The organism is Tenacibaculum larymnensis (genome assembly GCF_028829235.1).
Classification (GTDB): domain Bacteria; phylum Bacteroidota; class Bacteroidia; order Flavobacteriales; family Flavobacteriaceae; genus Polaribacter; species Polaribacter larymnensis.
Genome location: NZ_JAIWJY010000001.1, coordinates 1 through 12,353, shown reverse-complemented (window position 1 = coordinate 12,353; position 12,353 = coordinate 1). Strand labels below are relative to the sequence as shown.

Genomic DNA, 12,353 nt, shown 5'->3' with positions numbered 1-12,353 from the left:
TTACATAGGAACCACAATTGCACCAGAAAACTTTTCACGAATCTCATTTAAAGCTCTATCCGCATGTAAACGTGTTTTGTAATTTCCTACTTGTATTTTCCATTCTGGAGCTTTGTAAGTTAGTTTAGTGTAAACATCAGGATATTCAATTTTAAATCTATTACGTAAGCTTCTTGCACGTCTTTCAAGTCCGTTATATAATTGTATTCTATACCCACTTCCGTTATGTTTATTGTAAGCTCGTTTTTTTTCTATTAACGAAATAATGTCTTTGTTTTCAGTAAGTTTATCTTGAGCTTTTACGTTAAAAACACTACCTCCAATAATAAATAAGAAGGTGATTAATATGCTGTATTTTTTCATTTTGTTGAATCTTTTTACAAAAGTAATGACTTGTCAGTTAATACATTGTTAACGTTGTTTATTTAGAATTATTATAAATTATAGATTAGGATTCTCTTAACATTTCACAATTTAGACAGAAGTAGTACTTTTGTGCAACTTTCTGTGTACTATTTTTTAATAGTGTAACAGAAAAAATTGTACCAAAATAGATACAAAACTTATATTTTATAGTATGAAAAGTGTGAATCATCACAGTAGATTAACCAAAACTCTAGTAAGGAGTTTAGCTTTCTTTTTAGTTTTCTTAGTAAGTTCTTCCGCGTTTTCACAAGATATTGACGAAGCGCGTCAAAAAGAAGGAAAGAAATTATTTAAATCTCTTTGTGCTTCTTGTCACAAGTTAGATAAAAAACTTGTAGGTCCTGCGTTAGCTGGAGTAGAAGAAAAAAGAACTAACGAATGGTTAAAGGCATGGATTAAGAACAATGCTGAGCTTAGGGCATCTGGAGACAAAGATGCGATTGCTATTTTTGAAGAGTATAACGGTTCTAACATGACTGCTTTTCCGCAGTTAACAGATCAAAACATCGATGATATTCTTTATTATACAACTGTAGGTGAGGTTAAAAAGGCTGCTGTTGCAGGAGCTGAAGTTGCTGGTCAGCCTCAGGGAGATCAGGCGCCTAAGTGGTTGATTTATATATTAGCTGCGGCAATTGTTGTAGCGTTTTTAATTATTGGTAGTTTGCTAAAAACTATTAGTGAATTAAAAGGAGCTCCAAAAACTCCAGGTTTAATGGGGCAAGCAGCTGAATTATGGCAAGGAATTAAACAGAATACATTCTTAAAAGTATTAACCGTGGTTTTCGGAGCTTTAGTAGCTGCTTACTTCTTGTTTGGTACGTTGTTTAAAGTAGGTGTTGATGAAGGATATCAGCCAATTCAACCAATTGCTTTTTCGCACAAGATTCATGCAGGAGATAACAAGATCGATTGTCAATACTGTCACTCGTCTGCTAAGCACAGTAAAACATCTGGAATTCCTTCAGTAAATGTTTGTATGAACTGTCATAAAAATATTTCAGAGGTTGCTGATGATACTAAAGTAGTAATGGATGACCATACATTGGTAAAAGCAGATTTAGATAAGGAAATCGCTAAGATTTATGAAGCAGCAGGTTGGGATGCAGATAAATTAGAGTATACAGGAAATACTAAACCAGTTAAATGGGTTAGAGTTCATAACTTACCAGATTTTGCATATTTTAACCACTCACAACACGTAACAGTTGGAGGTATAGCTTGTCAAAAATGTCACGGACCTGTAGAAGAAATGGAAGAGGTGTATCAACATTCTCCATTAACGATGGGTTGGTGTATAGATTGTCATAAGGCGACTAAGGTTGACTTAAAAGGTAATGAGTACTATGCTAAAATTCATGAAGATTTAGCCAAAAAGTACGGTGTTGAGCAAGTAACTATTGCGCAATTAGGAGGAAAAGAGTGTGGTAAGTGCCACTATTAATCAATTTAGAAAGTAGAAAAACACATATATAAATGGCTTCAAACAAAAAATACTGGCAAAGTGTTGAAGAACTAAAAGGTAGTTCTGTTGTTGAAACGCTACGTAATAATGAGTTTGTACAAGATATTCCTACAGATGAATTTTTAGGCGACAAAGAAACCTTAGAGACATCATCAACTTCACGTAGAGATTTCTTGAAATATGTTGGATTTACCACAGCAGCAGCTTCTTTAGCAGCTTGTGAAGGTCCAGTAAGAAAATCAATTCCTTATGTAGTGCAACCAAATGATATCGTAGTAGGTGTTGCTGATTGGTACGCAACTACAATTGCAGATGGTTTTGATTTCGCAAACGTATTAGTAAAAACACGCGAAGGGCGTCCAATTCAAATCATGCCAAATAAAGAGGCAGGAGGTGTAACTAGCGCACGTACTCAAGCATCAGTTTTATCATTATACGATGAGAAATTACGTTTAAAAGAACCTAGAAAGGGTGAAACTCAAATTTCTTGGGCAGATGCAGATAAAGAAATTATTGCTAAGTTAAACGAGTTAAAAGACGCTAACGAACCAGTTGTGTTTTTAACAGGTACTTTAGCGAGTCCTTCTACTGAAAAAGTAATCGCTGACTTTATTACTGCTTATCCAAATGTGAAGCATGTGGTGTATGATGCAATTTCTGATAGTGCAGCTGCGGATGCTTTTGAAGCTATGTATGGTAAAAGAGCATTACCAGATTACGATTTTAGCAAGGCAGAAGTAATCGCATCTATTGGAGCAGATTTCTTGGGAGATTGGCAAGGTGGATATGAAAAATCTTATGCTGATGGTCGTAGAGTTGAAACTGGTAAAATGTCTTACCATGTTCAAATAGAAAGTAACATGTCTTTAGCAGGAGCAAATGCTGATAAAAGAATAGTTGCTAAACCATCTGAACAGGTTTTTGCTTTAATAAACTTATACAACCAAGTAACAGGAGGTAGTCTTCCTTCAAAAGCAACAGCTTTTGATACAGAGGTAAAGCAATTAGCTAAAGACCTTAAAAAAGCAGGTTCAAAAGGAGTTGTTGTTACAGGTTTAAATGATAAAAATGCTCAATTAATTGCTTTAGCAATTAACAAAGCATTAAATAGTGAAGTAATCGATACTAAGGCAGTGAACTTAAAACGCCAAGGTAACGATACTCAAGTTGCTCAATTAGTAGCAGACATTAAAGGAGGTAAAGTAAAAGGATTAATTACTTACAATGTAAATCCTTTATACTCATTGTCAAATGCAGCTGATTTAGCAGAAGGAATTAAGAACTTAAAATTATCTGTTGCCTTATCTACGCAAGATGACGCTACAGCTAATGCTACACAATATACATTGCCATCACCTCACAACTTAGAAAGTTGGGGAGATGTTATGGCTAAACAAGGTGTTTATGGTTTAATGCAACCAACTATTCAACCATTGTTTAATACACGTCAGGTTCAAGATGTATTATTAAAGTGGTCAGGAAGTACAGTAAACTATTATGACACTTTAAAAGAATTTTGGAGTACTAATGTATTAGGAGGAGCTTCATGGAATCAAGCATTACATGATGGATTCTTCAAAGCTGAAAATGTTACTGTAGAAGAAGAAATAGCTTTTGAATCTACAGCAGATGTAAATGCAGCAGCAGTACAATTAGTAAGAAAAGCTAATAATGCTTCAGGATTCGAATTAAACTTATATTCATCAACAGCTTTAGGAGACGGTAAACAAGCAAATAACCCATGGTTACAAGAATTACCAGATCCAATTACACGTGCTTCTTGGGATAACTACTTAACCGTTTCTATGGCAGATGCCAAAGAATTAGGTTTTGAAAACCCAGTAAAAGATAACGGCGCTATTGATGGTAACTATGCTAACGTAACAGTTAATGGAGTTACAATAAACAAAATTCCAGTTATTATCCAACCAGGTCAAGCAAAAGGATCAGTTGGTTTAGCGTTAGGTTACGGTAGAACTCAAGGATTAAAGTCAGAAATGCAAGTAGGTATTAATGCATATCCTTTCTACCAAAACGGAAACAATGTACAATACAATGTTTCTATAGAAAAAGCTTCAGGATGGCACAAGTTTGCTTGTATGCAAGTACAAAGTACTTTAGCTGGTCGTCACGATATCTTAAGAGAAGCTTCATTAAAAGAAGTAAACGATAAAAAATTAGATCCTAAGCATACTTGGAATAAACCATTTATGGTTTCTTATGATCATCAAGAAGTTGAAGGAAGTAAAATCGACTTATGGGATGAGCATGATAGAAGTTTAGGACACCACTTTAACTTATCTATCGATTTAACATCTTGTACAGGTTGTGGAGCATGTGTTATTGCATGTCACGCAGAAAACAATGTTCCAGTTGTTGGTAAAGATGAAATGAGAGTTGGTAGGGATATGGCTTGGTTACGTATTGATCGTTACTACTCTTCTACTGTAGAAGATAAGCAACACGATGCTAAAATGACGTTGGAAGAGTTTAAAGCTCAAAATCCAAACATAGCAAACCAAGAAGTTGAAAGACGTTATACTGAAAAAGTATTAGAGTTAAGCAAAGGAGATTTATTTGATGCTTTAGAAAATCCAGCAGAAAACCCACAGGTTGCTTTCCAACCTATGATGTGTCAGCACTGTAATCACGCACCATGTGAAACAGTATGTCCGGTAGCAGCAACATCACACGGTCGTCAAGGTCAAAACCAAATGGCATATAACCGTTGTGTAGGTACTCGTTACTGTGCAAACAACTGTCCATATAGAGTTCGTCGTTTCAACTGGTTTAACTATGCTGAAAACAATGAGTTTGACTTCAACATGAACAATGAGTACGGAAAAATGGTCTTAAACCCAGATGTAGTAGTTCGTTCTCGTGGAGTTATGGAAAAATGTTCTATGTGTATCCAAATGACGCAAGCTACTATCTTAAAAGCTAAGAAAGAAGGTAGAGCTGTTAACAAAGATGAGTTTGAAACAGCATGTTCATCTGCTTGTTCAACTGGAGCTATGGTATTTGGAGATATAAACAACTCAGAAGATACAGTTACAGCGTTAAAAGAAGATAAAAGAGCTTTCCACGTGTTAGATTATATTGGTACAAAACCAAACGTAGTGTATCAAGTGAAAGTAAGAAATACAAACGAAGCTTAATAGTAAAATTAATAAGTATATAGATTTATGTCGTCTCATTACGAATCATCTTATAGAGAACCTTTAATACTTGGTGACAAGAGTTACCATGATATTACTGAAGATATTGCTAGACCTATTGAAGGGAAAGCAAACAAAAATTGGTATATAGCATTCTATATCTCCTTAGCAGCAATGTTATGGGGATTTGGATGTATCTTCTACACCGTAGGAACAGGTATTGGTGTTTGGGGATTAAGTAAAAACATCGGTTGGGCATGGGATATTACCAACTTCGTATGGTGGGTAGGTATTGGTCACGCCGGTACACTTATCTCTGCCGTATTATTATTATTCCGTCAAAAATGGAGAATGGCAATTAACCGTTCTGCAGAAGCGATGACAATTTTTGCGGTATTCCAAGCAGGATTGTTCCCAATCATCCACATGGGACGTCCATGGAACGGATACTGGGTATTACCAATTCCTAACCAATTCGGATCATTATGGGTTAACTTTAACTCACCATTATTATGGGATGTATTCGCAATTTCTACCTATTTATCGGTATCATTAGTTTTCTGGTGGACTGGTTTATTACCTGATTTTGCAACGATTCGTGATAGAGCTGTAAAACCTTTCCAAAAGAAAATTTATGCATTATTATCTTTCGGATGGTCAGGTAGAGCAAAAGACTGGCAACGTTTTGAAGAAGTGTCATTAGTGTTAGCAGGTTTAGCAACACCATTAGTACTTTCTGTACACACAATTGTATCGATGGACTTCGCAACTTCTATCAACCCAGGATGGCACTCAACAATTTTCCCTCCTTATTTCGTAGCAGGGGCAATTTTCTCAGGATTTGCAATGGTACAAACCTTATTAGGTATTATGCGTAAGGTTACAAATATGGAAGCATATATTACACGTTTGCACGTTGAGTATATGAACATCGTAATCATTTTAACAGGAGGTATCGTAGCAGTAGCTTATGCAACAGAATTCTTCATTGCATGGTATACAGGATCTCCTTATGAAAACTACACATACTTATCGTTTGGTGCAGAAGCAGGGGCTTATGGATGGGCATTCTGGTCGTTATTAATTTGTAACATTTTCACACCACAGTTATTATGGATTAAAAAAATCAGAAGAAGTTTTATCTGGTCTTTCATTATCTCGATTGTAATTAATATCGGTATGTGGTTTGAGCGTTTTGATATTATCGCAATTGTATTAAGTAAAGGACAATTACCATCTACTTGGTGGCGTTTTGAGCCAACGTTTGTAGACGTAGGTATCTTCATAGGAACTATTGGATTCTTCTTTGTATTATTCTTATTATATGCAAGAACTTTCCCAGTAATCCCTACAGCAGAGATTAAGACTATTTTGAAATCATCAGGTGAGAATTTTAAAAAATCAAGAGAAGAGAACAATGAGCACTAATAAAGTAATTCACGCATTATATAATGATGATGATATCTTAATGGATGCCGTTAAGAAGGTAAAAGCAGAGAATCATCACATTGAAGAAGTATTTTGTCCATTCCCAGTTCACGGATTAGACAAAGCAATGGGCTTAGCGCCAACACGTTTAGCAATTACTGCTTTTTTATATGGTATTACAGGTTTATCAGTAGCAGTTTGGTTAACATGGTATACTATGATTGCTGATTGGCCTCAAGATATTGGAGGAAAGCCAAACTTTTCTTGGGCAACAAACATGCCAGCTTTCGTTCCAATTTTATTCGAATTAACAGTGTTTTTTGCAGCACACTTAATGGTAATTACTTTTTACATGAGAAGTAAAATTTGGCCATTTAAAGAAGCTGAAAATCCTGATCCAAGAACTACAGATGATCACTTTTTAATGGAGATTCCTGTTGAAGGAAGTGAAGAAGAGTTAGTGTCATTGTTAGAAACAACAGGAGCTGTAGAAATCAACGTAGTAGAAACGCACTAATAAAGAGATATGAAGAGTTTAAAAATAATTATCGCTTTAGCTGTAGTAGCAACAAGCTTAAGTTCTTGTAACGATAAACGTAAACCACAAGTACAATATATGCCAGATATGTATGTATCTGTACCTTATGATGCCAATGGAGCAGAAGGATTAAATAAGGAGATGGTAAATAAATTACCTGTGGCAGGTACTGTAAGTAGAAACGGAGTTGTAGCTTATGATATTCCTGATACAAATGAAGGATATGAAAAAGCAAAAGCTGAATTAAAAAACCCATTACCAACAACTGAGGCTAACTTAGAAAAAGGTAAAGAGTTATACGGTATATACTGTGCTTCTTGTCACGGAACAAAAGGTGATGGTAATGGAGTATTATCTCAAAGAGATAAATTTAACGGTATTCCAAATTATGCAGATAGAGAATTAAACCCTGGTAATATTTATCATGTAATTATGTATGGTAAAAACTTAATGGGATCTCATGCATCACAGTTAAGATACAATGAGCGTTGGCAAGTTGTACAATACGTAGAAAAATTAAGAAGCGAATTAAAATAAGTCTATAATAGATAGTTAAGATATGTACCAGTTTTCAGGAAAATTAAAAATGCTTGCTATTGTTTTAATGGCTGTAGGACTTTTAGGAACAGGTTATAGTTTCTTTTCAGCACCTAAAACATTAGAAGAAGCAAAAGAAATTTTAGCAAAACAAGATGCACACCATGGAGGTGGTCATGAAGCAGCTACTACTCATAATGAGGAGGAGCATGCAGATGAAGCTAAAGTTGAAAAGCATGTTGAAGTTGAAAATCACGAAGAAGATACAACAACTGAAACGCATGTTGCAGATAGTACTGCTACACATACTGAAGAAGTAGCACATAATGCTGAGCAAGAAGACTCAGGAGAAGCTACAGAAAACACACAAGCGCAAGATAGTTCTGCTGTACACGTAGCGGATGATGCTCATACAGAAACTGCAACAGATGAAGCGCATGAAACAACAACTGAAGCTCACGCTGAAGTAGCTGCTCATGGTGAAGATCATGGAGATGCTCATGCAGAACACGCTTTACACCAAATGCAAAATAGACCTTGGTCTGCATTGTACGTTGCTTTATTATTCTCATTAGGTATCACATTATTAGTATTAGCTTTTTATGGATCACAAATAGTTGCACAAGCAGGATGGTCGGTAGTATTACATAGAGTAATGGAAGCTATTTCTTCAAACTTACACTATGTGAGTTTAGTAATGTTAGTATTCTTAATAGTAACGGCAATGCACATGAACCACTTATTTACTTGGATGGGAGAAGGAGTAACTGATCCAACAAGTCCAAACTACGATGCTATTGTAGATGGTAAGAAATGGTGGTTAAATACTCCAGGATGGTTAATTAGAAGTATTATATATTTAACAGGTTGGAATGTTTATCGTTTCCTTATTAGAAAGTGGTCTTTAGCACAAGATAATGGAGACTTAAAACAACACAAGAAAAACTATAATGCAACAGTTATCTTTTTAGTATTCTTTATGCTTACTGAAAGTATGGCTTCTTGGGACTGGATTATGGCAATAGACCCACACTGGTTCTCAACATTATTTGGATGGTACGTATTAGCTACCTTCTTAGTATCTGCATTAACAGTAATAGCAATGGTTACAATTTACTTACGTTCTAAGGGAGTATTACCATTAGTAAATGATAGTCATATTCATGATTTAGCTAAATTTATGTTTGGTTTTTCTGTATTCTGGACATACTTATGGTTCGCACAGTTCATGTTAATATGGTATGCAGATATGCCAGAAGAAACTACTTATTTCTTATTACGTTTTAACGAATATAAAGTACCATTCTTAGCAATGGTTGTAATGAATTTTATTTTCCCAGTATTATTATTAATCAACAGTGATTTTAAGAGCAGACCTTGGTTTGTAATCTTAGGTGGTGTTGTAATCTTAGCAGGTCATTATATCGATTTATTTGTTATGATTATGCCAGGAACCGTTGGTGGTCAATGGGGATTCGGAATTGGTGAAATTAGTGGATTATTATTCTTTACAGGATTATTTATCTTCGCTACTTTTAGTGCATTTGCAAAAGCAAATCCAGTACCAAAAGGTAACCCATATTTACACGAGAGTGAAACATATCATTACTATAATATCGAACACACAGGAGAAGATAGTAATCATCATTAATAAAAAGAATTAATAAACAAATAGTTTAGATAATATGCTCGCTTTATTTTATATTTTCATAGCAGTTGCAATTGGAGTAAGTTTTTGGCAAATTACTCGTATAATGAATTTCCGTTCTGTAATTGCTACAGATAAAGACAACGAAAAACAAGGTAAATACGCTTTAGGTTTCTTAGCATTCCTTTATGCAATGATGATTTACTGCTTAATTGCCATGAACGTAATCATGTTACCAGAAGCTGCTTCTTTTGAAGGAGAGCATGATGATAACCTTTTCAATATTACTTTTTGGTTAATAGGAATCGTTCAATTCGGAATGCAGTTTTTAATTTTCTTCTTTACTTACAAGTATAGAGGAAATAAGAACAACAAAGCATTATTTTATGCTGATAGCCATAAATTAGAATTAATTTGGACAACTATTCCAGCTGTAACAATAGTATTGTTAATTGGATATGGTTTATGGGCATGGAACAACATTATGTATGTTGGAGATGACGAAAACCCAATCGTAATTGAAGTATACTCTCAACAGTTCCGTTGGGATGCACGTTATGCAGGTGAAGACAACCAATTAGGTTTAGGAAATGTAAACTTTATTAAGGGAATTAACACTATGGGTGTTGATATGTCTGATCCAAGTGCACAAGATGATAAGCAAGTAACTGAATTATATTTACCAAAAGGTAAAAAAGTATTATTCAAGTTCCGTTCACAAGATGTATTACACTCTGCATACATGCCTCACTTTAGAGCACAAATGAACTGTGTTCCAGGTATGGTTACTCAATTCGCATTTACGCCAAAGTATACTACAGCAGAAATGCGTCAGAACTCTGAGGTAATTGCAAAAACAGAAGGAATTAACAAAATTAGAAGAGCTAAAGGAGAAGATCCATATGAGTTTGATTACTTACTTTTATGTAATAAAATTTGTGGAGCATCTCACTACAATATGCAAATGAAAATTACTGTTGTTGAAGAAGAAGAATACAACAAGTGGTTATCAGAACAAAAAACATTAGCTCAAGCAATTAAATAAGATATTTTTAAAAAGTATATAAAGATATAGATTATGTCAGATCATCATCACAAAGAAACATTTGTAACTAAATACATTTTTAGTCAAGATCATAAAATGATCTCGAAACAGTTCCTTGTTACAGGTATATTTATGGGTATCATAGGAGGTTTCATGTCTATGTTATTTCGTTTACAAATTGCATGGCCAGATACATCGTTTTCAATTGTTGAAGCATTCTTAGGAAACCACCAAACTGATGGAATTATGAATCCAGATATGTACTTAGCGTTAGTAACAATACACGGTACAATTATGGTATTCTTTGTACTAACGGCAGGTTTAAGTGGTACATTCTCTAACCTATTAATTCCGTTACAAATTGGAGCTCGTGATATGGCTTCTGGGTTTTTAAACATGGTATCTTACTGGTTATTCTTCTTATCATCAGTAATAATGATAATCTCATTATTCGTAGAAGCGGGACCAGCATCAGCAGGATGGACAATTTACCCTCCATTATCTGCGTTACCACAAGCAATTCCAGGTTCAGGTACAGGTATGACATTATGGTTAGTGTCTATGGCAATTTTCATTGCATCGTCATTAATCGGATCGTTAAACTATATCGTAACAGTTTTAAACTTACGTACAAAAGGATTGAAGATGACAAGATTGCCATTAACAATGTGGGCATTCTTCATTACAGCAATTATTGGTGTAATTTCATTCCCAGTATTATTATCGGCAGCATTATTATTAATCTTCGATAGAAGCTTTGGTACTTCTTTCTACTTATCAGATATCTTTATTTCTGGTGAAGTATTACATTACCAAGGAGGATCACCAGTATTATTCGAACACTTATTCTGGTTCTTAGGCCACCCAGAGGTATATATAATCTTATTACCAGCATTAGGTATTAGTTCAGAAGTAATTTCAACAAATGCACGTAAACCAATTTTTGGTTACCGCGCAATGGTTGGATCTATTATGGCAATTGCATTCTTGTCTACAATTGTATGGGGTCACCACATGTTTGTATCAGGAATGAACCCATTCTTAGGTTCTGTATTTACATTCACAACAGTTTTAATTGCAATTCCATCAGCTGTAAAAGCATTTAACTACGTAACTACCTTATGGAAAGGTAATTTACAGTTAAATCCAGCAATGATGTTCTCTATCGGATTAGTTTCTACATTCGTAACAGGAGGTTTAACAGGATTAGTATTAGGAGATTCAGCATTAGATATTAACGTTCATGATACATATTTCGTAGTGGCTCACTTCCACTTAGTAATGGGAGTATCTGCTTTATTAGGAATGTTTGCTGGCGTTTACCACTGGTTCCCTAAAATGTATGGTAGAATGATGAACAAGACATTAGGATACTGGCACTTCTGGTTAACAATAATCAGTGCTTACGGAGTATTTTTCCCAATGCACTTTATAGGGTTAGCTGGTTTACCACGTCGTTACTATACAAACACAAACTTCCCAATGTTTGATGATTTAGCTGATATTAACGTATTCATGACTATCATGGCTATTCTTGGAGGTTTTGCACAGTTAATTTTTATAGCAAACTTCTTTATCTCTATGTATAGAGGTCAAAAAGCTACGCAAAACCCATGGAATGCAAATACATTAGAGTGGACTACTCCAGTTGAACATATACATGGAAACTGGCCAGGAGCAATTCCTGAAGTTCATAGATGGGCTTATGATTACAGTAAAACAGATGAAAATGGTGAGTATGTTCACGGAAAAGATTTCGTACCTCAAAACGTACCACTATTAGATGGTGAAGAACCATCTTAAGAAAAAAAATATAAAATAAAAAAGCCTCCCAATTTAGGAGGCTTTTTTTATTAAGGTATTCCTTTGGTCAGAAATATGTTGAATTATTTTAAGCTCAGAAAAAAAGAAAAATTGACTTATTGGATTCTTTAGAAGAAGAAACGAGTAAGTTCATTATGTTGTTATTTATTATTTAAAAGATCATGTTAAGGGAATTGACATATATAGTTTCTAGTAAATAATTAACTTGAACTAAACTTAGTTAGTAAAGTACTAATGAGAATTATTTAGTAGAAGATATAATACAGCGAGCATATATAGAAGAT

Annotated in this window: 9 protein-coding genes; 8 read left to right on the top strand and 1 reads right to left on the bottom strand. The window is 34.6% G+C overall.

Features of this window, described 5'->3' with window-relative positions:
* On the bottom strand, positions 1 to 363 hold the full coding sequence (locus LCI24_RS00045) for an SPOR domain-containing protein (RefSeq protein WP_274638590.1): 363 nt from the start codon (positions 361 to 363) through the stop codon (positions 1 to 3).
* Between the two features lie 214 nt (positions 364 to 577).
* Between LCI24_RS00045 and LCI24_RS00040 the strand changes: the two genes are divergently transcribed.
* The 8 genes from LCI24_RS00040 to LCI24_RS00005 are packed head-to-tail and all read left to right on the top strand — an operon-like array spanning position 578 to position 12,048.
* On the top strand, positions 578 to 1,870 hold the full coding sequence (locus tag LCI24_RS00040) for a c-type cytochrome (RefSeq protein WP_274638589.1): 1,293 nt from the start codon (positions 578 to 580) through the stop codon (positions 1,868 to 1,870).
* Between the two features lie 32 nt (positions 1,871 to 1,902).
* The gene (locus LCI24_RS00035) at positions 1,903 to 5,049 is read left to right on the top strand and encodes a TAT-variant-translocated molybdopterin oxidoreductase (protein ID WP_274638588.1); all 3,147 of its coding nucleotides are present in this window, start codon (positions 1,903 to 1,905) and stop codon (positions 5,047 to 5,049) included.
* A 27-nt stretch (positions 5,050 to 5,076) separates the two neighbouring features.
* Complete coding sequence (gene nrfD / locus LCI24_RS00030) at positions 5,077 to 6,477, top strand: NrfD/PsrC family molybdoenzyme membrane anchor subunit (protein WP_028891351.1); 1,401 nt, start codon at positions 5,077 to 5,079, stop codon at positions 6,475 to 6,477.
* The gene (locus tag LCI24_RS00025) at positions 6,467 to 6,994 is read left to right on the top strand and encodes a DUF3341 domain-containing protein (RefSeq protein WP_274638587.1); all 528 of its coding nucleotides are present in this window, start codon (positions 6,467 to 6,469) and stop codon (positions 6,992 to 6,994) included. Before nrfD ends, LCI24_RS00025 begins: the two co-directional genes overlap by 11 nt.
* A 9-nt stretch (positions 6,995 to 7,003) precedes the next feature.
* Complete coding sequence (locus tag LCI24_RS00020) at positions 7,004 to 7,552, top strand: c-type cytochrome (RefSeq protein WP_274638586.1); 549 nt, start codon at positions 7,004 to 7,006, stop codon at positions 7,550 to 7,552.
* Positions 7,553 to 7,574: 22 nt separating this feature from the next.
* A complete protein-coding gene (locus tag LCI24_RS00015; RefSeq protein WP_274638585.1) occupies positions 7,575 to 9,203 on the top strand; it encodes a quinol:cytochrome C oxidoreductase in 1,629 nt (542 codons plus the stop codon).
* A 34-nt stretch (positions 9,204 to 9,237) separates the two neighbouring features.
* The gene (locus LCI24_RS00010) at positions 9,238 to 10,245 is read left to right on the top strand and encodes a cytochrome c oxidase subunit II (protein WP_274638584.1); all 1,008 of its coding nucleotides are present in this window, start codon (positions 9,238 to 9,240) and stop codon (positions 10,243 to 10,245) included.
* 33 nt (positions 10,246 to 10,278) lie between these two features.
* Complete coding sequence (locus LCI24_RS00005) at positions 10,279 to 12,048, top strand: cytochrome c oxidase subunit I (protein ID WP_274638583.1); 1,770 nt, start codon at positions 10,279 to 10,281, stop codon at positions 12,046 to 12,048.
* Positions 12,049 to 12,353 lie beyond the last annotated feature (305 nt).

Excerpts from the sequence above, each read along its gene's own strand:
- LCI24_RS00045 (WP_274638590.1), bottom strand. The coding sequence starts at position 363 with ATGAAAAAATACAGCATATTAATCACCTTCTTATTTATTATTGGAGGT.
- LCI24_RS00040 (WP_274638589.1), top strand. The coding sequence starts at position 578 with ATGAAAAGTGTGAATCATCACAGTAGATTAACCAAAACTCTAGTAAGG.
- LCI24_RS00035 (WP_274638588.1), top strand. The coding sequence starts at position 1,903 with ATGGCTTCAAACAAAAAATACTGGCAAAGTGTTGAAGAACTAAAAGGT.
- nrfD (WP_028891351.1), top strand. The coding sequence starts at position 5,077 with ATGTCGTCTCATTACGAATCATCTTATAGAGAACCTTTAATACTTGGT.
- LCI24_RS00025 (WP_274638587.1), top strand. The coding sequence starts at position 6,467 with ATGAGCACTAATAAAGTAATTCACGCATTATATAATGATGATGATATC.
- LCI24_RS00020 (WP_274638586.1), top strand. The coding sequence starts at position 7,004 with ATGAAGAGTTTAAAAATAATTATCGCTTTAGCTGTAGTAGCAACAAGC.
- LCI24_RS00015 (WP_274638585.1), top strand. The coding sequence starts at position 7,575 with ATGTACCAGTTTTCAGGAAAATTAAAAATGCTTGCTATTGTTTTAATG.
- LCI24_RS00010 (WP_274638584.1), top strand. The coding sequence starts at position 9,238 with ATGCTCGCTTTATTTTATATTTTCATAGCAGTTGCAATTGGAGTAAGT.
- LCI24_RS00005 (WP_274638583.1), top strand. The coding sequence starts at position 10,279 with ATGTCAGATCATCATCACAAAGAAACATTTGTAACTAAATACATTTTT.